This is a genomic window from Rhodococcus sp. D-6 (genome assembly GCF_040256695.1).
Classification (GTDB): Bacteria; Actinomycetota; Actinomycetes; order Mycobacteriales; family Mycobacteriaceae; genus Rhodococcus; species Rhodococcus pyridinivorans.
In genome coordinates this window covers 4,623,202-4,645,003 of sequence record NZ_CP132970.1, presented here as the reverse complement: position 1 = coordinate 4,645,003, position 21,802 = coordinate 4,623,202, and the positions used below count along the sequence as shown (strand labels likewise).

23 protein-coding genes are annotated in these 21,802 nt (G+C 68.9%); 12 read left to right on the top strand and 11 right to left on the bottom strand.

Annotated features, from left to right (window positions below; translation table 11 throughout):
* Window positions 1-69: 69 nt before the first annotated feature.
* The gene (locus RBB84_RS21890) at window positions 70-732 is read right to left on the bottom strand and encodes a hypothetical protein (RefSeq protein ID WP_350247709.1); all 663 of its coding nucleotides are present in this window, start codon (window positions 730-732) and stop codon (window positions 70-72) included.
* Between the two features lie 108 nt (window positions 733-840).
* Between RBB84_RS21890 and RBB84_RS21885 the strand changes: the two genes are divergently transcribed.
* The gene (locus tag RBB84_RS21885; RefSeq protein ID WP_024102653.1) at window positions 841-1,608 is read left to right on the top strand and encodes a DUF2470 domain-containing protein; all 768 of its coding nucleotides are present in this window, start codon (window positions 841-843) and stop codon (window positions 1,606-1,608) included.
* A gap of 32 nt (window positions 1,609-1,640) precedes the next feature.
* On the opposite strand, the gene RBB84_RS21880 is transcribed toward RBB84_RS21885, so the two are convergent.
* Window positions 1,641-2,942, bottom strand: a complete 1,302-nt coding sequence (locus RBB84_RS21880; protein ID WP_033097859.1) for an MFS transporter — start codon at window positions 2,940-2,942, stop codon at window positions 1,641-1,643.
* A gap of 194 nt (window positions 2,943-3,136) precedes the next feature.
* Between RBB84_RS21880 and RBB84_RS21875 the strand changes: the two genes are divergently transcribed.
* The 3 genes from RBB84_RS21875 (at window position 3,137) to RBB84_RS21865 (ending at window position 6,106) form a co-directional block, all read left to right on the top strand.
* Window positions 3,137-3,943, top strand: coding sequence for a CPBP family intramembrane glutamic endopeptidase (locus tag RBB84_RS21875; RefSeq protein WP_006553406.1), 807 nt, complete (start codon window positions 3,137-3,139; stop codon window positions 3,941-3,943).
* A gap of 247 nt (window positions 3,944-4,190) precedes the next feature.
* A complete protein-coding gene (locus tag RBB84_RS21870) occupies window positions 4,191-5,420 on the top strand; it encodes an LCP family protein (protein WP_024102651.1) in 1,230 nt (409 codons plus the stop codon).
* Between the two features lie 131 nt (window positions 5,421-5,551).
* Window positions 5,552-6,106, top strand: coding sequence for a ferritin (locus RBB84_RS21865; protein WP_024102650.1), 555 nt, complete (start codon window positions 5,552-5,554; stop codon window positions 6,104-6,106).
* An 84-nt stretch (window positions 6,107-6,190) separates the two neighbouring features.
* On the opposite strand, the gene RBB84_RS21860 is transcribed toward RBB84_RS21865, so the two are convergent.
* The 4 genes from RBB84_RS21860 to RBB84_RS21845 form a co-directional block, all read right to left on the bottom strand.
* Entirely contained in the window at window positions 6,191-7,108 is a 918-nt protein-coding gene (locus tag RBB84_RS21860; protein ID WP_350246831.1) for a DUF5926 family protein, read from the bottom strand.
* Window positions 7,109-7,170: 62 nt separating this feature from the next.
* Entirely contained in the window at window positions 7,171-7,944 is a 774-nt protein-coding gene (locus tag RBB84_RS21855; protein ID WP_016694581.1) for a glycerophosphodiester phosphodiesterase, read from the bottom strand.
* The gene (locus tag RBB84_RS21850; protein WP_193902927.1) at window positions 7,941-8,996 is read right to left on the bottom strand and encodes a DUF4328 domain-containing protein; all 1,056 of its coding nucleotides are present in this window, start codon (window positions 8,994-8,996) and stop codon (window positions 7,941-7,943) included. Before RBB84_RS21850 ends, RBB84_RS21855 begins: the two co-directional genes overlap by 4 nt.
* Window positions 8,996-9,322 carry a rhodanese-like domain-containing protein gene (locus tag RBB84_RS21845; protein ID WP_006553400.1) on the bottom strand — a complete coding sequence of 109 codons (327 nt, stop codon included), beginning with the start codon at window positions 9,320-9,322 and terminating at the stop codon, window positions 8,996-8,998. Before RBB84_RS21845 ends, RBB84_RS21850 begins: the two co-directional genes overlap by 1 nt.
* A 258-nt stretch (window positions 9,323-9,580) precedes the next feature.
* Here RBB84_RS21845 and RBB84_RS21840 point away from each other — a divergent pair, with 258 nt between their 5' ends.
* Window positions 9,581-10,516: an LLM class F420-dependent oxidoreductase gene (locus RBB84_RS21840; RefSeq protein WP_006553399.1), complete on the top strand. Its 936-nt coding sequence runs from the start codon at window positions 9,581-9,583 to the stop codon at window positions 10,514-10,516.
* Between the two features lie 31 nt (window positions 10,517-10,547).
* Here the strand turns inward: RBB84_RS21840 and RBB84_RS21835 are convergent, their stop codons facing one another.
* The 3 genes from RBB84_RS21835 to RBB84_RS21825 form a co-directional block, all read right to left on the bottom strand.
* The gene (locus tag RBB84_RS21835) at window positions 10,548-11,075 is read right to left on the bottom strand and encodes a hypothetical protein (RefSeq protein WP_350246830.1); all 528 of its coding nucleotides are present in this window, start codon (window positions 11,073-11,075) and stop codon (window positions 10,548-10,550) included.
* Between the two features lie 219 nt (window positions 11,076-11,294).
* Window positions 11,295-11,963, bottom strand: a complete 669-nt coding sequence (gene msrA, locus RBB84_RS21830; protein ID WP_006553397.1) for a peptide-methionine (S)-S-oxide reductase MsrA — start codon at window positions 11,961-11,963, stop codon at window positions 11,295-11,297.
* Window positions 11,964-11,972: 9 nt separating this feature from the next.
* Window positions 11,973-13,067 (bottom strand): acyltransferase, encoded by a 1,095-nt coding sequence (locus RBB84_RS21825; protein ID WP_350247707.1) that lies wholly within the window; start codon window positions 13,065-13,067, stop codon window positions 11,973-11,975.
* Window positions 13,068-13,364: 297 nt separating this feature from the next.
* Here RBB84_RS21825 and RBB84_RS21820 point away from each other — a divergent pair, with 297 nt between their 5' ends.
* The 7 genes from RBB84_RS21820 to RBB84_RS21790 all read left to right on the top strand — a co-directional run bounded on the left by RBB84_RS21820 (window position 13,365) and on the right by RBB84_RS21790 (window position 19,337).
* Window positions 13,365-13,988: a superoxide dismutase gene (locus RBB84_RS21820; RefSeq protein WP_006553395.1), complete on the top strand. Its 624-nt coding sequence runs from the start codon at window positions 13,365-13,367 to the stop codon at window positions 13,986-13,988.
* A 232-nt stretch (window positions 13,989-14,220) separates the two neighbouring features.
* Entirely contained in the window at window positions 14,221-14,754 is a 534-nt protein-coding gene (locus RBB84_RS21815; protein WP_024102643.1) for a hypothetical protein, read from the top strand.
* A gap of 264 nt (window positions 14,755-15,018) precedes the next feature.
* On the top strand, window positions 15,019-15,717 hold the full coding sequence (locus RBB84_RS21810; protein ID WP_350246828.1) for a TMEM165/GDT1 family protein: 699 nt from the start codon (window positions 15,019-15,021) through the stop codon (window positions 15,715-15,717).
* 78 nt (window positions 15,718-15,795) lie between these two features.
* The gene (locus tag RBB84_RS21805) at window positions 15,796-16,299 is read left to right on the top strand and encodes a MarR family transcriptional regulator (protein WP_219129782.1); all 504 of its coding nucleotides are present in this window, start codon (window positions 15,796-15,798) and stop codon (window positions 16,297-16,299) included.
* Window positions 16,296-17,543: an MFS transporter gene (locus RBB84_RS21800; RefSeq protein ID WP_350246826.1), complete on the top strand. Its 1,248-nt coding sequence runs from the start codon at window positions 16,296-16,298 to the stop codon at window positions 17,541-17,543. Before RBB84_RS21805 ends, RBB84_RS21800 begins: the two co-directional genes overlap by 4 nt.
* A gap of 130 nt (window positions 17,544-17,673) precedes the next feature.
* Window positions 17,674-18,441, top strand: coding sequence for an SDR family NAD(P)-dependent oxidoreductase (locus RBB84_RS21795; RefSeq protein WP_006553390.1), 768 nt, complete (start codon window positions 17,674-17,676; stop codon window positions 18,439-18,441).
* 86 nt (window positions 18,442-18,527) lie between these two features.
* A complete protein-coding gene (locus tag RBB84_RS21790; RefSeq protein WP_350246824.1) occupies window positions 18,528-19,337 on the top strand; it encodes an alpha/beta hydrolase in 810 nt (269 codons plus the stop codon).
* On the opposite strand, the gene RBB84_RS21785 is transcribed toward RBB84_RS21790, so the two are convergent.
* The gene (locus RBB84_RS21785) at window positions 19,321-20,079 is read right to left on the bottom strand and encodes a helix-turn-helix domain-containing protein (RefSeq protein ID WP_064256874.1); all 759 of its coding nucleotides are present in this window, start codon (window positions 20,077-20,079) and stop codon (window positions 19,321-19,323) included. The genes RBB84_RS21790 and RBB84_RS21785 overlap by 17 nt on opposite strands.
* On the bottom strand, window positions 20,076-21,590 hold the full coding sequence (locus RBB84_RS21780) for an APC family permease (protein ID WP_024102638.1): 1,515 nt from the start codon (window positions 21,588-21,590) through the stop codon (window positions 20,076-20,078). Before RBB84_RS21780 ends, RBB84_RS21785 begins: the two co-directional genes overlap by 4 nt.
* Window positions 21,591-21,802: the final 212 nt, after the last annotated feature.

The following is a 21,802-nucleotide window of genomic DNA, read 5'->3' as shown; positions in this document are numbered from 1 at the left end:
ACGAGGTTACGCATCGGTCGTGACGGGAAGGCGGACTCTGCGTGAACCGCACCCGAGCGGTGGCCCGTGTCAGCCGGTGGTGAGGTCGAGCGCCTCGAGCTCCCGGACGACGGCGTCTGTGTCGTCGACCTCGACGACCAGCAGGATCTCCCGCACCGCCGCGGCGGCCTCCGGTACGAGTCGCCGGAGCCGGGCCACGTCGGGAGTCCCGAGGGCTTCGCGGACGTCGAAACCGCTCAGCGCCGCGACGGTGGCGGAGAGTAGGGCGACGACGTCGTCGGTGCCGGTCGCGCGGGCGGCGTAACCGGTGTCGGCGTGAGCGAGGACGGAGAGGAAGTCGGCGACGGCGTCGCCCCCGCGACCTGCGGTCAGGCCGGGGATGTGACCGGCCTCGGTGAGCGCGCGGGCGGCGTCGGCGAGCGCGGCGTCGGGCACGTGCGGGTAGACGACCAGCGGTGCCGGCGCGGTGATCGCGAGAACGTCCTCGAGGTCCTCGACCGTGCAGTCGACCTGATACCGGACCGGACGCCACCCGGCGGGCGAGGGGAGTTCGGCCGAGGCGTCGAGCTCGACGACAAGTTCGCGGGTGGGTGATCCGGTGACGGCAGCGGCCGGGACGATCGGCGGGGCGAGCGTGCGGCCGGTCGCGGCGAGGGCGTCGGTGAGGCTGTCGTGCCGGTGTGTGAGCAGCGCGTCGAGCAGTCCGCGGGGCTCGTCGCGGGACGGCGGCATTCCGAGGGGAAGTGGGATCGGCACCGATCCAGGCTACCGACGGACCACTTGCGACCGCGATCACAATGACTTAGGTTTGCCTCACCTACATCGAGAAGGAGGGTTGGCATGCAGACCACCACATCCGTCATCCCCGCGCCGACCACGGCCGAACGCGTACGCACCGCCCTCATCCGCGCCGACACGACGCAGCTCGCGATCGACGGCTGCGATCCACTCCCCACCTCGGTTCATCATCTCCTCGACGACGGGCAGGTCGCGGTGGTCGTCGCCGAGGACAGCCTCCCCGTCGCACTCGCCTGGCAGTCCGGCAGCGCAGGCATCCCCGCCATGCTCGAGCTCACCGACCACTCCCCGATCGCCCTGCGCAATCCGGTCCGGTCGCTCATCTGGCTCAGCGGCACCCTGCGTCCCGTGGAGCATCCGCGCCGGGTCGCCGCCGAGATCGCGGAGATCCTGCCGCATCCCGAACTCCTCGACGTCGGACACCGCTCCGAACTGCTGTGTCTGACGCTCGACTCCGTCGTCGCCGCCGACACCACCGGGGCCGAGGCCGTCGACGTCGCCGACGTCCTCGACGCCGCTCCCGACCCGTTCGCCGCACTCGAGACCGGGTGGCTCCAGCACCTCGAAGAGGACCACGCCGACATCGTGCGGCAGATCGCGCGACGCATCCCGCCCGCGCACCGCGGCGGACGAATCCGCCCCCTGGGCCTCGACCGCTACGGACTGCGGCTACGCGTCGAGTCCGAAGGCGACGACCACGACGTGCGGATCCCCTTCCACGAACCGGTCGACGATCCCGCCGCCCTGAGCCGCGCGCTGCGCCTGCTCGTCGGCTGCCCCTTCCGCAACGGACTGCCGCCGCGCACCTGAGCGGTACGCGGCGGCAGGGATCATCCGAACGATCAGACCTTCTGCAGGTCGATACCCTTCGTTTCCTTCATGATCAGCGCAGCGATGCCGGTCGCGACGCACAGCACCATGATGTAGACCCCGAAGACCCAGCCGATGTCCCAGCCGGTGAGCAGCTGATTCAGGTAGGGCGCGGTGCCACCGAAGACCGCCACCGAGAAGGAGTAGGCAAAGCCGATGGCCTGGGTACGCAGGCGGGTCGGGAAGCTCTCCGACAGGGTGCACGACAGGATCGCACCAGGGATCGACACGATGAGCAGGGCGAGAGTGGTCGACACGAGCAGCGTCCACCCGGCCGACGTGATCATCGACGTCAGCGGGATCTGCAGCGCGAACATGAGGACCGCGAAGCCGCCGAGCATCGGGCGCCGGCCGATCCGGTCGGAGAGCAGACCCCAGAAGGGCAGCGAGACCAGCGCGATGACCTGGGCGATGACGAGCATCCAGTAGGCGGTGTCGGCGTCCATGCCCTTCTGCGTGATCGCGTACGTCGAGACGTACGAGGTCCACGTGTAGTGCGCCGCCGTGACACCCGAGGTCATGCCGATCATCAGCAGGATCGCACGCACGACCACCTTGCGCGGGATGCGCGGTTCGTCGACCCGGGTCTCCTGCTGGTCGAAGACCTCGCTCTCCTCCATGCTGCGTCGCAGATAGAGGGCGAACAGCGCCAGGAAGAAGCCGAGGAGGAACGGCACGCGCCATCCCCACTCGCCCACGGCGCTCTCGGAGAGCGTCGAGGTGACCGCTCCGCCGATCGTGTACGCCAACACGGAACCACCGAAGATCGCGACGAAGGCGACGCTGCCCCACATGCCGCGGCGATGCGGCGGCGCGATCTCGCTGACGTACGAGTAGGCGGTCGCCGACTCGCCACCGTGCGCGAAGCCCTGCACCACGCGGGCGAGCAGCAGGAGCACCGACGCCCACACGCCGATCGACGAGTAGGTGGGCATGAGCCCGATGACGAGGCTGCCACCGGCCATCATGAGCATGGTCGTGACGAGCACGAACTTGCGGCCGCGCTTGTCGGCGATGCGGCCGAACACGATGCCACCGAGCGGTCGCATCAGGAATCCGACGGCGAAGACCGCGAGTGTGGACAGCAATGCCGAGACCGGATTGTCGCTGTTGAACATCGCTGCGGCGATGAACGGAGCGAACACAGCGTAGGCGCTCCACTCGTACCACTCGAGGATGTTGCCCACGGAGCTGGCGAGAAGAGACTTCTTCTTCGATGCGAGAGTCACCGAAGTTGTTGCAACAGAATTCTTCTCAGGCGTTTCGATGTTCATGTCCCTACTTCCGGGTCGCAGATTCCCCTCGGCCCCAAGGCCCCTATCCGCACCCGAGCGATCGATCGGTCGGGCGATGTGAAGTGTGATGGGTCACATGGACCGCTGTCAAATTGGACACATCACCGCGAACCGGTGGGGCGCCTCTCCGCGGCGAAAGGACCGGCCACGCAGGGTCCGGCACAATCGCTCCGGTGACGACCCTTCGCGACTGGCTGCGGCCCGCATCCCGCAACCCCGAGCCGCCCCTCGACCCCACCGAGCGCCGCGCGCTGTGGATCGAGATCACCATCGTCCTGCTCGTCACCTTCGGCCTGAGCGGGATCTCGTCGATCCTGTCGCTGGCCGAGGCGGCGCTGGCACCAGAACCGCTGTCGGATCAGACCGTCGCCCTCAACACGCCACGCTCGTCGCAGGGGTTCATCGATCTCGCCCGCCAACTCCTCGGCATCGTGCGCCTGCTCGCCTGGGGTGCCCTCGGCCTGTACCTGCTCTGGCGCAGCGGTGTCGGACCGCGACTCGCGGGCCTCGCCCGACCCGGTCTGCGCCGGGACCTGCTGCCCGGCCTGGGGCTGGCCGCCCTGATCGGACTCCCCGGACTGGTGCTGTACCTGGTGGCGCGGGCCGCCGGCCTGAACCTGACGGTCGCGCCGAGCCTGCTCGAGGACTACTGGTGGCGACTGCCCACCGAGGTGCTGTGGGCGATCGCCAACTCCGGGGCGGAGGAGATCCTGGTCGTCGCCTATCTCCTCACCCGCCTGCGGCAGCTCGGCTGGTCGGAGAATTCGTCGTTGCTCGCCTCCGCCCTGCTGCGCGGCAGCTACCACCTCTACCAGGGCGTCGGCGGCGGGTTCGGCAACGTCGTCATGGGCCTGGTCTTCGGGCGCTACTGGCAGCGCACCGGCCGGTTGTGGCCGCTCGTGATCGCCCACGCGCTCATCGACACCATCGCCTTCGTGGGCTACCAAGCACTGAGAGGCCACGTCTCCTGGCTGCCCTGAACGTAGAGTTGTCCGGGTGAACGGCGACCCTCGCGACCCTCGGAACCGGCCGCGGCCTCCGCAGGGACTTCCCCCGCAGGGCCCTCCTGCCCGGCGGGCAGTACCGCCGAACCCGCAGCGCGAGGTGCCACCGCAGCGACGGGGCGCTCCTCCGTCACAGCGACGGGGCGCTCCTCCGTCACAGCGACGGGGCGCTCCTCCGTCACAGCGTCGCGGCGGCCCCCCGCCGTCCCCCGAGGGCACCCAGGTGCTCCGGCGCGACGGACGACCGCAGTCACCGCAGGCGTGGTCGCAGGCACCCGCCCCGAACTACCGGCCCGCTCCGCGGCAGGACCGGCAGCAACCGCCCCCGCAGCAACGACGCGACTGGGCACCGACGCAGCGACCCGAACGGATCGCCGACCCCGCCCCGAACCGTCGCCCGCCCCGCGGGAACACACCACCGCCCGCACCCCCGCGACGCCCTGCGGCACCGCCTTCACGACCGGGCCCGCCCTCACGACCGGCACCACGCCGCCCGCTCGGTGCCCGGCGCATCCTGCGGCGACTCGCGATCGTCCTGGTGGTGCTCGTCGTCGCGATGGGCGCGAGCATGGTCTACCTCGACGGCACACTCGCGCGCGTCGATGCGCTCGCCGATTACGACGGCCGGGTCGGCGACACCCCCGGCACGAACTGGCTGCTCGTCGGCTCCGACAGCCGCGTGGGCCTCACCCCCGAGCAGGAACAGGAACTCGCGACCGGCGGGGAGGTCGGCGCCGACCGCACCGACACGGTGCTGCTCGTCCACATCCCGCCCGGTGGGGGCGCCACGACGATGGTCTCGCTGCCCCGCGATTCCTACGTGAGCGTCCCGGGCTTCGGCCAGGACAAGCTCAACGCGTCGTTCGCGTTGGGCGGACCGCAACTGCTCGTGCAGACGGTCGAGGGCGCCACGGGCGTGCACATCGACCACTACGCCGAGATCGGCTTCGGCGGGTTCGCGTCGATCGTCGACGCGGTCGGCGGGGTCGACATCTGCGTGCCCTATCCGATCGACGACCCCCTCGCCGGACTCAGGCTCGAACCGGGATGCCAGGAGCTCAACGGAGCGCAGGCCCTGGGCTTCGTGCGCACCCGCGCCACCCCGCTCGCCGACCTGGACCGGATGAACAACCAGCGCCTGTTCCTGTCGGCGCTGCTGAGCAAGGCCACCAGTCCCGGCACCTTCCTGAACCCCTTCCGGGCATGGTCGCTGATGTCGGGTGCGGCCGGGTCGCTGCGGGTCGACGACGGCGACCACCTGTGGAACCTCGCACGACTCGCGTGGGCGATGCGCGGCGAGACGGTCACCACGACGGTTCCGGTGGGCGGATTCGACGACGTCTACGGCATCGGCAACGTCTTGCTGTGGGATCGTGAGCGCGCCGTGCCGTTCTTCGGAGCCATCTCGGAGGGCGACCCGATCCCGCCGGAACTGCTCGCTCCGGTCCCCTGACGGACGCCGCGAATCGTCGTCGATCTTGGGGAAGGCTGTCCGAATTTTCCGTAGGGTAGCCGATGCTGCGTTGCCCAAGGGTAGCCAAGGCTTGGATGAAAAGCGTGTTGACCTGCACTAACGTCGTGATCATGACGACGATGGGCGACATGACCAAGACCAAGTTCCACACGCTGCTGCACGACCAGATCCGCCACGAGTTCACGGCGTCGCATCAGTACATCGCCATCGCGGTCTTCTACGACAACACCGATCTCCCGCAGCTGGCGAAGCACTTCTACGCGCAGGCCGTCGAGGAGCGCAACCACGCCATGATGATCGTCCAGTACTTCCTGGACCGCGACATGGCCGTCGACCTCACCGGCGTCGACGCGGTGCAGTCGATGTTCGAGGATGCCCGCGAGCCGATCGCGCTGGCCCTCGCCCAGGAGAAGAAGGTCACCGACCAGATCGTCGAGCTCGCCCGCACCGCGCGCGACGAGGGCGACTATCTCGGCGAGCAGTTCATGCAGTGGTTCCTGCAGGAACAGGTCGAGGAGGTTGCGACGATGACGACCCTGTTGACCGTGGCCGACCGTGCCGGTTCCAACCTCTTCAACCTCGAGGACTTCGTGGCCCGCGAGCTCAACTCGAAGGTGCGCGAGCCGCGCGGCAATGCCCCGCTCGCCGCCGGCGGCGCCATCTGATCGTTCCTCCATCCGGGGACAGCCCACCCGGAACGACGAAGGCCACCTCCCGCAGGAGGTGGCCTTCGTGCTGTCGTGAGCGGGTCAGCGCAGGGTGACCTGGCGGCTGCGCAGGCCGTCGCGCGACCGGCGCTCGGCGGCGGTGAGCGGTTCGTCCACGGCGAGGGCCTCGTCGAGGCGCTGCCCGAACTCGATGGTCGGGGTGACCCATTCGTCGGGGTGCTTCTCGCGGTCGAGGTCGAAGACCGGCACCAGCAGACCGTGGGTGCGGAACGAACCAGCGAACCGCGATCCCTCACCGAGGTGCAGACCGCCCGCCGCGTGCACGCGCGACAGCGCCGCCATCAGCGCGTCCTCGTCCTCGGGGCGCACCCAGCGCAGGTGCGCCTTCTCGCCCGGATCGACCCACCACGCGCCGCGGAGACCGTCGCCTTCGAGACGCGCGGACGGCAGCACGGCTTCGTTCGCGTGCTTGACGGTGTGCGCGATCTCGGCGCTCGGTTCGACACCGGCCGGGATCCACCAGTCGAAGTCGTTGTGGACGGTGATCGCCGGCACGGCTGCCGAGTCGATCAGCTCGGCCAACGGCGGGGTGTCGTCGTCGACGCTCGCGACCTGCAGCGACGAGCCCGGCTCGGCCGTGTGCGCCCAGTGCAGGGCCGCGGCCAGTTCACCCGCCGGGTCCGGGCCGAAGCCGGCGGCGAGCTGCAGGCCGACGTACGCGACCGGCTCACCGTTCTCCTCGCGGACCAGGGCCGCTACCCCGCCGGGGAGGATGGTCGCACCCACGACGCGACGGCCGTCCTCGGCTGCGGGCAGCTCCGCGAGGGCCGACGGCACGAACTCGCGCAGTGCCACGAGATCGCATTCGAAGGCGAGTCCTTCGAAGGGCCGGGACGTCGCGGCGGCCGCTGTTTCCCGCTCGAGTCGGCGCTGCTCGAGCTTCGCGGCGCGGTTGCTGCCGGGCTTGGGTCCGCTGTTTCTCTTGCTCTTCTTGGCCACGGCGTCAAACTACACGGCGACCCGTGTCGCGATGTCGAGGTCGCGGGACCGGGTGGGGGTGCTCACCGATCGAAGGCGGCGTCGAGCTGCAGCTTGGTGCGCCCGGGATGGTTGGTGGCGACCCACTCGACGCCCAGCTCGCGGCACAGTTCGACGTCGGCGGGGTCGTCGACGGTCCAGCAGTAGGTGGCCCGGCCCGACAGCGCAGCCCGGTCGACGAGATCGCGGTGCTCGCGCAGCGTCGCGATCGACGGACCGACAGCGGTCGCGCCGACGGTGGTCGCGGCACTGCCGCGCAGGTAGCGCGAGGTCTCCCCCAGCAACACGGTGGGTAGCAGCGGCGCGGCCCGGCGGATGCGCCAGACGGCCCCCGCCGCGAACGACATCACCACCACCCGGGAGAAATCGGCCGATGCCGGGGTCGCGAGACCGAAGCGGGCCAGTTCGGCGAGCAGTTTGCTCTCCACGAGACCGCCGTAGCGGACGGGATGCTTGGTCTCGACGAAGACCTTCACCGGGACACTCGTGAAGTCCATGACGAGTTCGAGCAGTTGCCGCAGCGTGAGCAGGTCGGCGGGCTCGCCGGGGCGTCCGTAGTCGTACTGCGCGAGCTCGTCGAGGGTCATCTCGCTGACGACACCGGTGCCGTTCGAGGTGCGGTCGATCGTGCGGTCGTGCACGCACACGAGGTGACCGTCGCGGGTGAGCCGCACGTCGCATTCGACGCCGTCGGCACCTTCCTTCAACGCGAGCTCGTAGGCGCCGATCGTGTGTTCCGGGAGGGCGGCGGACGCACCGCGATGCGCGACGACCCGGGGATGCGCGCTGCGGGTCACGGCGCCACCGCCTCAACGCGCTCCTCGTCGTCCGCTCGTTCTCCGGCCGATTCCGGAGCGTCGTCCTGTTCTTCGCGGGCCTGTTCCTGCTCGCGCACGGCGGCGGGGACGATGGGCGCGATCGGCGACGAGGCCGGACCTGCCGCGTGGGTGAAGCGGCGACGGCGCAGCGGCCGTCCCCACAGGTCGGCGTCGTCGAACAGGCGCAGGACGTGCAGGGTCGACAGCGCGACGACCGTCCCGAGCGCCGCGAGGACGGCGGTGAGCAGGACGCCGTCGGCGCGGGCCTGCAGGGTGTCGCGCTGACGCCACGCGAGCAGCGCCACCATGAGCACACCGTTGACCACCCACAGCACCCACCAGGTGCGGATCGCGCGGAGCAACCGCGGGTCGCGGTCGGCGATCTCGGTGAGGAAGACACCGGGCATCGCGAGGTTGAGGCCCGGAACGACCAGCCCCGCGAGGATGGACAGCGGCGACCGCGACTCGGCGAGACCACGCTCGGCGTAGATGCGCCGGCGCAGGTCGATCAACCGCAATCCGGATGCGACCGCCGCGGCCAGCGCCACGACCGGCCCGACCACCTGGGTCGCCCACACCGCGGCATCCGACAACGCGAGCACGAGCGGGTCGACGAGACGGGTGCGGTTGTACAGCAACACTCCGTACCGGACGGCCTCGGCGACCGCCGCGAGACCGAAGACGACGGCGGTACCGACGAGCAGCGTCGGCGCGAGGTCGGCGGCGGTCTCGGCGCGATCGGGTTCGACGTCCTCGTCCGGGAGCGGATCGAGCAGTCCCCAGCGGGGCATCTCACGATAGGACGGGGTCTCGGGAGCCGGACACCCGTGCGCAGGCGACGTCGGTTCGGTCGTCGGAGCACCACCCGCGGGTCGCGCGACCCAGCGGAAGTTACGGCGCGACGGAGGAACCGTCCCGTCGGGGGCGACGGGTGAGAGCAGCACACCGCGGCAGGCCGGGCACCACTGCCGCGGCTGATATGTCACCGGCCAGCGATTCTCACAGCGCACACAGATCTGATAGGCCGACATCAATAGATCTTTGCCGGTTCGTCGCGCTCGGAGACGAGCGGGAGTCCGTGCTTCTGCCACGCCACCATGCCGCCCGCGACCTGGAAGGTCTCGTACCCGATGCGGGCCAGGTACTCGACCGCTCCGAGGGAGCGGCCGCCCTGCCTGCAGATCACGTAGATCTCGGCGTCGGGGTCGAGTTCCTCGATGTGGGCGGGCACGTCGGCGAGCGGAATGTGCAGCGCGCCGGGGGCGTGTCCGAGTTCCCATTCGTCGTCCTCGCGGACGTCGAGGAGGACGACCTCGTCGCCGAGTTCGGGTACCAGGTCGACCGACACGGTGGGCACGTCGGAAAAGCTCACGTCTCAATAGTGGCACGCGGCGTGAACGGATGTGGGTGTGGTCGTACCGATACTGTTCCGCAGGTGGGGCAGGTAGGTCTTCCACAACACTCCCCATCAACCCCATCCGCTGGAGTTATCCACAGTTTCCACAGGTTCATCAACAGGCCTATCCACGCATGGGGAATCACACTCGAGACATCTCACAGTGGACAAGCACCCGCCGATGGCCCGCGCCGGGTCCGTCGCTGAAATGATCGGGTCATGGAATTACGCATCTTCACCGAACCCCAGCAGGGCGCCACCTACGACGACCTCCTCGCCGTCGCACAGACCGCGGAACGACTCGGCTACGGCGCGTTCTTCCGCTCCGACCACTACCTGGCCATGAACGCCGAGGGCCTGCCCGGACCGACGGACGCATGGATCACGCTGGCCGGTCTCGCCCGCGACACGTCGACGATCCGCCTCGGCACGCTCGTCACCTCGGCGACCTTCCGGTACCCCGGCCCGCTCGCAATCTCCGTCGCGCAGGTCGACGCCATGAGCGGCGGACGCGTCGACTTCGGATTCGGAGCCGGCTGGTTCGAGGAGGAGCATCTCGCCTACGGCATCCCCTTCCCCACGCTGAAGGAGCGGTTCGACCGCTTCGAGGAGTCCCTCGCGGTCATCACCGGCCTGTGGGACACCCCCGAGGGCGAGACGTTCTCGTACGAGGGCGAGCACGTGCGGATCGAGAACTCCCCGGCGCTGCCGAAGCCGTACCAGCGTCCCCACCCACCGATCGTCATGGGCGGCGCAGGCAAGAAGCGCACGCCGGCACTGGCGGCGCGCTACGCCGACGAGTTCAACGTGCCGTTCAAGTCGCTGGACGAGACGAAGGTCCTGTTCGAGCGGGTGCGCTCGGCCTGCCGGGATGCCGGACGCGACCCCGAGGAACTGACCTACTCGAACGCACTCGTGCTGTGCTGCGGCCGGGACGAGGACGAGATCGCGCGTCGCGCGGCACGGATCGGCCGTGAGGTCGACGAACTGCGGGAGAACGGACTCGCGGGCACGCCGCAGGAGTTGATCGAAAAGATCCGCACCTTCGCCGAGGCCGGGACGCAGCGCATCTACCTGCAGGTCCTCGATCTCGCCGATCTCGAGCACCTCGAACTGGTGGCGAACGAGGTCATGCCCGCCGTCGCGGATCTCTGACGCGCAGGCGGTGCCTGCAGTCCTAGCCGGGTCAGTGGCTGCTGGTGGAGCCGAGGAACGCTTCGATGTCCCGGCTCCACTCGCGGCTGCGCCGCACCTCGAGACGCCAGTGCGCGAGGGCGAACAGCCCGGCCGCGGCGGCGGCGGAGAACGTCCACAACCACACCCCGGACAGCACGGCGGTGAACTTCGCGGCGGAGGTGGTCAGCGGGGGCTGCGTGTATTCGCCGGTGCTCCCCTCGACCCAGACCTGCACCTCGCTGCCCGCGGTCGCGAGACTGTCCACCTGGACGAGCGCGTGACGCGTCTCGTCGCCCCAACCCCAGGTCGCGGGGGCCGAGGAGATCTTCACGGTCTCGCCCCATCCGGAGGAGTCGCTCAGGGCATCGGCGTCGAGGACGGCCGTGACGCTGACACGTTCGGCATTCTGCTTCTCGGAGAGTTCGAGCTGGGAGCTCCACATGGTGGCGGACACCCACACCGCGACGGGGATCAGGATCGCCATCACGGCGATCATGACGGTGAAGCAGCGCGCCTCGAGCTTGTCGGTGCGACGCACGAGCGGATCCCGCCTGCGCAGACTTCGCCGTGTACGCCGCAGATACCCCGCTCTGGTCGTCATGTCGGCAAGCCGTCCCTTTCCCCCTCTGGAATGATCCCTTCTTCCAGAATGCGTCCGCCTTCGGGGAAGTTCAAGGAACGCCAACGCATCTCACACTCGCACTGCGAGCGGAGATGTGGTGCGCGACACCGTCGCACCCTGAGGCCCGACGCTCTCTCAGGCGCCGAGGCCCACCGGGCAACTCACGCCGGTGGCGTGGACGGGGCAGTAGCCGTTGGGATTCTTCGCGAGGTACTGCTGGTGGTAGTCCTCCGCGTAGTAGAACTGCGTGAGCGGGGCGATCTCCGTGGTGATCTGCCCGTATCCGGCGTCGGCCAGTCGCTTGCCGAACGCTTCGGCCGTGGCCTCGGCGACCTCGATCTGCGTCTCGTCGTGGGTGTAGATCGCCGAGCGGTACTGGGTGCCGTGGTCGTTGCCCTGCCGCATGCCCTGGGTGGGGTCGTGGTTCTCCCAGAACTGCTGCAGGATGTGTTCATAGCCGATCACCTTCGGGTCGAAGACGACGAGCACCACCTCGGTGTGCCCGGTCCGGCCGGAACACACCTCCTCGTAGGTGGGGTTGGGGGTGTAGCCGCCGGAATAGCCGACCGCGGTCGAGTAGACGCCGTCGAGCTGCCAGAACTCCTTCTCGGCGCCCCAGAAGCAACCCATGCCGACGACTGCGGCCTGCAGGCCCTCGGGGAAGGGGGGAACGATGCGGTTGCCGTTGACGTAGTGGGTCTCGGGGACGGGCAGCGGTTCGGCGCGACCGGGGAGCGCGTCCTCGCGCGTCACCATCTGCGACTTCGAACCTGCACGGGCGAGGATCTCGTCGAACCAGGACATGACCCGATGCTACGCGCGGGTCGGAGCGACAGTCCGTTCGTCGGAAGCGACCTGCTTCGGCGCGAGCCAGCGGCTCTTGATCCAACGCGCAGCCGGAACCTCGACGCTGCGGTACAGCACCTCGGCGACGAGACCGCAGCCGATCAGCAGCAGCACGATCGCCGCGGTCGTGCCGACGATGCCCACGGTGTTCTCGTAGATCCGGTACATCACGAGGGTGTGGGTCAGGTAGATGCAGTAGCTGCGGGTCGCGACCCAGGAGACGACGGTCGAGCGCGCGAGGCGCCCGTCGTACCGCGCGACCAGCACGATCGCCGCGAAGACCACCGTCACCGTCCACAGATAGCGGCTGCCCGACCAGTAGACGTTGATGTCCGTGGCCATCACGATCACCGCGATCTGCGCGAACATCGCCGCCAGCAGGGCGCGCAGCGAGATCAGGCCGGCCCAGCCGAAGTACACGATCTGCCCCAGGAACAAGGTCGGCAGCGTCGACGCGATCTTCGACAGGAACGGCACCGTGTACGGCTCGGGCACGTACAGGTTGTAGAGGAGCACCAGCATGCACAGCACGGCGCCGAGCATCGGCACCGCCACCGGCGCCGTCCGCAGCAGCGACCGTCCCGCCACGCACCACAGGTAGAACGAGATCTGTGCGGCGAGCGTCCACACCACGCCGAGCACGATCACCTGTGGTTTCAGGAAGAACGCAGCCAGGAAGAAGGACAGGAACGCCTCGGAGACCGACACCGTGGTGTGGCCGCTGAAGGTGCCGTTGATGCCGAGCCACACGAGCACGACCGCGGCGAGGATCGCCACCCAGAAGGCCGGCAGGAGCCGCGCGGCCCGGGCGATGAGGAACTTCCGGCGGTCCTGCCGGATCGCGGACCGGGTGACGAGCATGCCCGTGAGCATCATGAACGCCGTCACCCCGACGGACGACAGGTGCTGGTTGAGGCCGGCGCCCTTGACGAGTACCTCGTAGGTGAGGTCGATGCCCCACCAGCCCGTCCCGAGGTCGTCGATCAGGTAGAAGGCGATGTGGGAGTAGAGCACGGCCGCGACCGCGACGAACCGGACGACATCGACGCCCGGCAGATCCACACGCGGTGCATCGGCCCCGCGTGTCGGTTCGTTCAGGAAGGGCCGAAACACGCGCCAATGTTAAGGTCCCGTTCACGCAGCCGTTGCCGATGGTCCCGATATCCGACTGTTTGCGCTGGTGAGAGCTATTTTCCGGACGCGTGGGCCGTTCCGGGTGCTCTCCGACACAGTCGCGGTCCGATCGTGTCCGCATTACGGGGAATGTTGCGGACGGTGTAGTTATGGACTTGGGTGGAAACCCGAGAAGGTACGGAATAACTGCACGGGCCGGACGGCCCGGTGAAGAAGGGACCCTTCGTGGCTGAATACACACTTCCGGACTTGCCCTACGACTACGCAGCGCTCGAGCCGCACATCTCGGCGAAGATCATGGAGCTGCACCATTCGAAGCACCACGCCACCTACGTCGCCGGTGCGAACACCGCTCTCGAGAAGCTGGCCGAGGCCCGCGAGAACGGCACCATGGCGGCCCAGGCGACCAAGCTCGAGAAGGACCTCGCCTTCCACCTGGGTGGTCACACCAACCACTCCGTCTTCTGGAACAACCTCTCCCCCGAGGGTGGCGACAAGCCCGAGGGTGAGCTCGCTGCTGCGATCGACGACGCCTTCGGTTCGTTCGACAAGTTCCGCGATCACTTCTCCGCGAACGCGAACTCCATCCAGGGCTCCGGCTGGTCGATCCTCGCGTGGGATTCGATCGGACAGCGTCTGATCATCGTCCAGCTGTACGACCAGCAGGGCAACATCCCGATCGGCCTGACCCCGCTGCTCATGCTCGACATGTGGGAGCACGCCTTCTACCTGCAGTACCAGAACGTCAAGGCCGACTACGTCAAGGCCTTCTGGAACATCGTCAACTGGGCGGACGTGCAGGCTCGCTTCGAGCGCGCTCGCACCGCCACCTCGGGCCTGATCGTCTAGTACGGATCGGGCATACAGGTCGCGAGACCGACAGCGAGGGCGCCGGGACACCGGCGCCCTTCGTCGTCTCCGGGCCTGGTCTTTCCTATCCGCTACAGGAATCGCTATCCGCCGCAGCAATTGCCGAGGCGGATAGCAAGAGGTGTAGCGGCAGTGCTGGCACTCGACACCTCTTGTGTGCCAACGAAGAAAACGGGCATTCTCCCCTTACCGACCGAGAGGGAGGAGTGGGATGAACGCCGAGGAACACAGCCGCATCGAGCTGTCCGCATTCCAGTCCGCCGGGTCGCTTCGAGGTTTCGTCGTCTCGGGCAGATGGCCCGCGACCACCCGCGAATGGGCCCAGGTGCTGGCGATGACGGTGCGGATCGCGTCGCTGCCGGGACTGCTGCCCACCTCGACGGTGTTCGGGGTCAAAGAAGAACTGCCCGACGACCCCGAGCCCGGAACCGTGGGCCTCGTGGTCGCCGAAGGTCCGGTGCTCGGCGAGCGTGCCGTGCAGCCCGGACGGTTCGCCGAGCATCAGCCGCCGGCACTGATCATGCTGCATCCGCCGTCGGAGACGACGCCGTCACTGCCGGAGAACGCCGGCGCCGCCTCGGGCTGCGTGCTGCTCCCCGGGATCCCACATCTCGGGCTCGAGCATCGCGCCGCATGGGTCGAGGCCGAACCGGACGGCACGGTGACGGCACTGGTCAGCAAGGTGGGAGTGGATCCAGGCAACGACCCCGACACCGCGATTCTGGCCATGCTGCTCGCTTCGTGAGGGCGCCCTGAAAACGAGAGTTCGGTTCTCCGAAAGTTAGCATTGCCTTTACAGAATTCGGTTCGCCGGGCTAACGTTGTCGTCGGCGAAGGGGAGTAGCCCCCAATCGCAGGGTCGACATACTGGCGGCGCCCGACAACGGCACTGCCCGGCCCCGCGGACCGGATCATCCTCCGGTGGGCGAGACCTTCGGCCGCTGGTCGCACCGTGCGTCCGGCGTCCGGAGGAAGCCCCGTTTCCTCCATACGAAAGGAGGAAACGCATATGTGGTCCGCGCTCGTCCTGTCCTTCGCAGTCGTCTTCGTCGCCGAACTCGGCGACAAATCCCAGCTCATGGCGATGACCTTCGCCCTGCGGTATCGCTGGTGGGTCGTCCTGTCGGGGATCCTGTTCGCGACCACCGCGGTGCACCTCGTGTCAGTGGCTGTCGGGCACTATCTGGGTGTCGCGATCCCCGCGACCGCCATCTCCATCGTCGGCGGCATCGCCTTCCTGATCTTCGGCGCGTGGACGCTGCGCGGCGACTCCCTCGACGACGACGAGCAATCCAAGGCCGGACGCGTCGCGCGCTCCGCCTTCCTCGCCGTGACCTCGGCGTTCTTCCTCGCCGAACTCGGCGACAAGACGATGCTCGCGACCATCACGCTCGCGACCGACAACAACTGGGCCGGGGTGTGGATCGGGTCCACCGTCGGCATGGTCGCCGCCGACGCGCTGGCCATCGTCATCGGTGCCGTGTTCGGCCGGCATCTTCCTGACAACGCCATTCGCTACGGTGCTTCCGCCCTGTTCTTCGGCTTCGGCGCGTGGATGCTCGGCGACGGCCTGTTCCCGGCGACCGGCGTCGTCGGACCGATCGCCGGCGCGGTGGCCGTGCTGCTGTCCGTCGCCGCGATGGTGGTCGTCCGCCGGCGCGCCCGCCGTGTCACGGAGGACGAGGCCCCGGCGCTCATGCGTCCCTGATCACCGTTCCGAACAGTGTCTTTCCACTCTGCACAGGAGTATGCTTGCCGATAGGCAAATAAATTCGGAGGTGGTTCCATGTCTGAACTCACGGACAGCACCCCTCGATCCGAAACTCCTCCGTTCGACGCGGAAGACGTCCATCGTCTGCGTATCGCGATCGGACGGATCTCCCGCCGCATGGGCATGTTCGCCTCGGAGGAAGGGCTGACGCGTTCGCAGTCGACCCTCCTCACGACCGTCGCCCGCCACGAGACGATCGGAGTCCGCGACCTCGCGGAGATCGAAGGGCTCAACCCCACCATGTGTTCGCGCATGGTGGGCAAACTCGAAGACGCCGGGTTGCTCACCCGGTCCCCCGACACCGACGACAAGCGTGTCGTCCGCGTCCACATCACTCCCGCCGGTGCCGCACTCTCGGCGGAACTGCGCGACCGCCGCACCGCCCTGTTCACCCGTCACCTCACCGAACTGAGCGACCGGCACCTCGAAGCTCTGCACGACGCACTGCCCGCCCTCGAGGCACTCTCGCAGCGCGTCGCCGATTCACCGCGCCCCTCCGCCGAGAGGGGTCGCCCGTGACAATGCTCGCCGACATCAGAGGACAGACCTTCGCCGCCCTGCGCGGCCCCAACTTCCGCCTCTACATCAGCGGTCAGGCCGTCTCGCTCATCGGCACGTGGATGCAGACGGTCGCGCAGTCGTGGCTCGTCCTGCAGCTCACCGGCTCCGCGACCGCCATCGGCATCGTGCTCGCACTGCAGACCGTGCCGATGCTGCTGCTCGGCCCCTACGGCGGCGTGGTCGCCGACCGCTCCGACAAACGCCGGCTCATGATCGGGTTGCAGACCCTCATGGGTGTGCAGGCCCTGATCCTGGGGCTGCTCGTCGTCACCGACACGATCGCCCTGTGGCACGTCTACGTCCTGGCGGTCGCGCTCGGCCTCAACCAGTGCTTCGAGAACCCCGCCCGACAGTCGTTCATGCTCGAACTGGTCGGTCCGGAGGATCTGCGGAACGCCGTGAGCCTGCAGTCGGTCCTCGCCTCGTGCTCCCGCATGATCGGCCCGGCCGTCGCCGGCCTGGTCATCGCCGCGGGCGGACTCGGCGTGTGCTTCCTGCTCAACGCCGCGAGCTTCGTTGCCGTCGTCACCTCCTTGCTGCGACTCGACGTCTCCCGGCTCCAGCGCTCCCCCGCCGCCGCCCGCGCGAAGGGACAGCTGCGTGAGGGTCTCGCCTACGTCCGCAGCACGCCCGACCTGGCCGTCCCGCTGTCGATGATGGCGCTCGTCGGATGTCTGGCCTTCGAGTTCCAGGTGGTTCTGCCGGTCCTGGCCGACCACACCTTCGCTGCCGGTGCCGGGGCCTACGGCTTCCTCACCGCCGCGATGGGCGCCGGATCGGTGGTGGGGGGCCTCGCCGTCGCCACCTGGGGTCGCACCGGAACCCGGCCGCTGATCCTCACCTCCCTCGCGTTCGGCATCGCCATGGCGGTCGCCGCCGCGGCCCCGAACCTGACCACGCTCATCGTGCTCATGGTGATCGTGGGCGCACTGAGCGTGACGTTCACGTCCACCACCAACAGTTCGCTGCAACTCGCCTCCGCGCCGACGATGCGCGGACGGGTGATGGCCCTGTGGTCGGTCGCCTTCCTCGGCTCCACGGCCATCGGCGGTCCCATCGCCGGATGGGTCTGCGAGCAGTGGGGTGGCCGGGCCGGATTGCTGCTCGGTGCCGTCGCGTGTCTCGTCGCCGCGGCGATGGGAGTCGTCGCACTGCGCCGCCGGACCGCGACCCCCGCGGAACCCGCGGCCGTGACCGGTTAGGGTTCGTGACGAACGACACTCACACGCCGTAGGGCTCTGTGAGAGAACCCGACGGAGTCGGACTCGGTGCCAACGAGCCCGAACCCGTCGGGTTCACGCAGCCCTCGGCTCGGGACAGGAGATACGAACAGTGGAGATTCAGGGATCCGCCGCACTGGTGACCGGCGCCGCGTCCGGTCTCGGCGCCGCAACCGCACGCCGTCTCGCCGACGCCGGAGCCACCGTCTTCGGCCTCGACCTGCAGCAGTCCATCGACCGCGTCGGCGATGCCGCACCCGCGGGTGTCACGCTCCTCGCCACCGACGTGACCAGCGGCGACGAGGTGCAGGCCGCCGTCGACCGCATCGTCGAGTCGGGTGTTCCGCTGCGCATCGTCGTCAACTGCGCCGGTGTCGGCTGGGCCGGCCGCATCCTGTCGAAGAACGGCCCGCACGACCTCGAGCTGTTCCGCACGGTCATCACCGTCAACCTGCTCGGCACCTTCAACGTCATGCGCCTCGCGGCCGACGCGATCTCCAAGACCGAGACGGTCGACGAGTCGGGTCAGCGCGGCGTCGTCATCAACACCGCCTCGGTGGCGGCGTTCGAGGGCCAGATCGGTCAGATCGCGTACTCCGCGTCGAAGGGTGGCGTGCACGGCATGACCGTCCCCGCCGCACGCGACCTCGCGCAGTTCGGCATCCGCGTCAACACCATCGCCCCCGGCATCGTCGACACCCCGATGCTCGCCGGTGTCACCGAGGAGTACCGCAAGGGCCTCGAGGCCGGTGTGCCGTTCCCGTCGCGGCTCGCCCAGCCCGCCGAGTACGCGCAGCTCGCGCAGATGATCGTCGAGCACGACTACCTCAACGGTGAGACCATCCGCATGGACGGCGCGCTGCGCATGGCGCCGCGGTAACCCCTCCTCCGGTAACCCCGCCTCTTCCGTGCGCGTTTCCGGCAGTTCCGGCTGCCGGGAACGCGCACATGCGTTAGACCGGACCCATGCGGATCGTTCTCGCCGTGGTGCTCGTCGTCGCGCTCGTCGGCGTCGCCGGGTGGGCGCTGCAACGACGCCTGATCTACCTGCCCGACAGCTCCACTCCCCCGTCCGCCGCGACCGTCCTGCCCGGTGCGGAGGACGTCGTGCTCACCACCTCCGACGGTCTCGCGCTCGACGCCTGGTTCGTGCCCGGTCGCGCTCCCGACGGCCCCGGAGCCGGCTTCACGGTTCTCCTCGCTCCCGGTAACGGCGGCAACCGACTCGGCCGCGTCGACACCGCCGCCGACCTCGCCGCGGCGGGTTTCTCGACGCTCCTGTTCGACTACCGCGGGTACGGCGGCAATCCCGGCGCCCCCACCGAGGAGGGTCTCGCCGCCGACGCCCGCGCGGCCCTCGAGCATCTCCGTTCACGCGACGACGTCGACCCCGCCCGGGTGCTGTACTTCGGGGAGAGCCTCGGCTGCGCCGTGGTCACCGCGCTCGCCGTCGACGAACCTCCCGCCGGGATGCTGCTGCGCTCGCCGTTCACCGATCTCGCCGCCGTGGCCCGGCACCACTATCCCTTCGTGCCCGCCGCACTGCTGAAGGACGAGTTCCCCGTCGCCGAACTCGTCGCCCGCATCGACGTGCCGATCACGGTCGTCTACGGCACCGCCGACAGCATCGTCCCGCCCGCCCAGAGCACGGCGGTTGCCGATGCCGCCCGGCAGTTGCACGAGCGGGTCGAGCTCGACGGTCTCGAACACAACGATCCGCCGATGTTCGGCGCGCCCGTGGTGGACGCCCTGATCCGGCTCAGAGCAGGCCTGTGAGCCTGGCGGAGCCGTCGACGAGGAATCTCACCAGATCGGGATCGGGCTGCACCTTCGCGGCCGACCCGTGCAGGTACAGGCCGCCGACGACGAAGGACGACGAGTCGCGGATCGGGACGGCCAGCGCCGCCCTGCCCAGCCGGGTCTCCTGGCACTCCTTCGCGTAACCGGACGAGATGATGTCGCGCAGCTCCCGCGCCAGCGACTCGCGCTCGCACATCGTGAACTCGGTGAGCCGGCGAAACTCGGCATCCGGACCCACTCCCGGCACGTGTGCCAGCATCAGCTTGCCGATGGCATTGGCGTGCAACGACTTCGACAGCGTAGCGATGGCGACGATCTCGTGGTCCGGATCCTGGTCGACGAAGCGGAGCCGGCTCCCGGCGAAGGACGCGACGTGCAATCCGAAACGCGTGCACCCCCGCAGGTCCTCCATCACGTCGTGGAGCGACTCGGACGGGGTGGATTCCGCTGCGGCCTGGGCGAGTTCGGCGGTGCGACGACCGAGCGCGAAACCCGACAGGTCGGGGACACGCACGAGATAGCCGTCCGCGACGAGCAGGTTCAGCATCCGGTAGGCGGTGGCGGGAGGCACTCCGGCGAACGCGGCGATCTCCTTGGCGGTGGTGCCGGGACCGAGCTGTGCGACGGCCTCGAGCATCCCCAGCGCCTTCTGCACGGCGTGGGGTTGTCGTCCTCCGAAAGTAGTCTCGGAGGACCGGATCGGCACGTGGGCGGTCACATCCGCTCCTCCTGTATGCCCCCCGTGACGATCCGCGGCCGCCCGTGCTCGTCGAGGACCAGTGTCCCCGCACCCGGCAGCAGATCCGAGGTCTCGACGGTGTCGAATGCTCCGATCGTCGCGAGGCTCTGCGGGCGGAGCCGGCGCAGCACCGCGCGCCAGACGGGTCCCGACACCAGGAGCGCGACGAGCGCCACCGGCACGACGAGCAGCGAGTGCGTGACCCCGTCGACGGCCGTGGCCACCAGCAGACCACCACCGAGCAACGCGACGAACACCGCCGCGACCCGCGTCCACGTGGTGTCCTCACCGATGCGGTGCAGGAACCGCAGGGATGCCACCGCGACCAGCGTGTACGCCGCGACCAGCGCGACCTCGACGACACCGTCGAAGACGGACGAATCCGCTTCCGCCACCAGGGTGTACAGGACGGCACCCGCGACACTCACCGCGACGAACGTCGTCACCGCGAGGTAGGGGGTGCGCAGGGTGCCGTGTACGCGGGCCAGAGCGGACGGCAGCACCCGTTCGACACCCATCGAGTACAGGAGCCTCGAGCCTGCCTGTGCGCAGCCGAGTGTCGACGCGAACCACGAGCACGCCATGCCCGTCTTCACGGCGAGCACGACCGCCCACGATGCACCGGAGTCGACACCGTCGAAATACGCTCCGATGATGAGCGATCCACGCCCGGTCAGCGAGGCGACGGCCGTGAAGACGAACAGCGCCCCGACGACGAGAGGGGTGATCAGCACCGTCCGGCTGACCGTGACGAGCGGCCGACGGGCCTCGGGCCCGAAGAACGCCGCGCTCTCGAATCCTGCCATGGACAGGACGGTCATGAGCGCCAGGAAGGGCAGCAGGCTCAGCGGTGAGACCGGCAGTTCGCTTGTCGTCGTTCCGCCCGCCGGCGCGACCAGCATCGTCGCGACGATCAGTACCAGCGAACACGTTTCGACGAGCAGGATCGCGCGGGTCGCGAACCGCACGCCGCGGATCGCGATCAGGGCGACGACCCCACCGAGCACCGCCGCCGTCACCAGCCACGGTCCCGTCCCCGGAAGATTCAGTCCCACAAGCTCACCGAGATCCAATACTGTGCGTGCTCCCTGGGCCAGCACGGAGATCGAGATGCCGAGATATCCGACGATGAGCGCCGTGCCCGTCACGAGCGCCGCGCGCGTACCGAGTCCCTGGAAGACGAAACTGTAGAGCGAACCCGCCGCGGCCAGGCGTCGCGTGAACTGCGTGATGCACCATGCGACCAGCACGACGACGCCGGTCGTCGCGGCGATGGTGAGCACACCCCCGAGTCCCGGAGCGCTCACGGTCATCCACAGGGCGATGAACACCATTCCGGTTGCGGGAGCGATCGTCGACAGCGACTGCCCGATCAGATCGAGCTGGGACAACTGCCGGCGGCCGAGCGCATGCAGGGGTGAGCGCACGTGATCCCCGGTGGGTTCCGCGTCCTGCGCGCGGTCGATCGCCGCCCGGAGTGCTGACGTCACGGCCGTGGTCCTTTCACTGGATTCGTCCGGACGCTAACCCCGTTCTGTTACAGCCGCATTACCTGCGCGAACACGACGTGCCGTCCAAGTGGGAATCCGCTCGCAGAGGCGATGCGAGGTGCATCACGCCACCGCCTTCCGCGCGGACTCGGGCGAACGCAAAACCCCACGTCGCCGAGCCCCGACGTCCCTGAATTCGAAGGCTCGTGTTC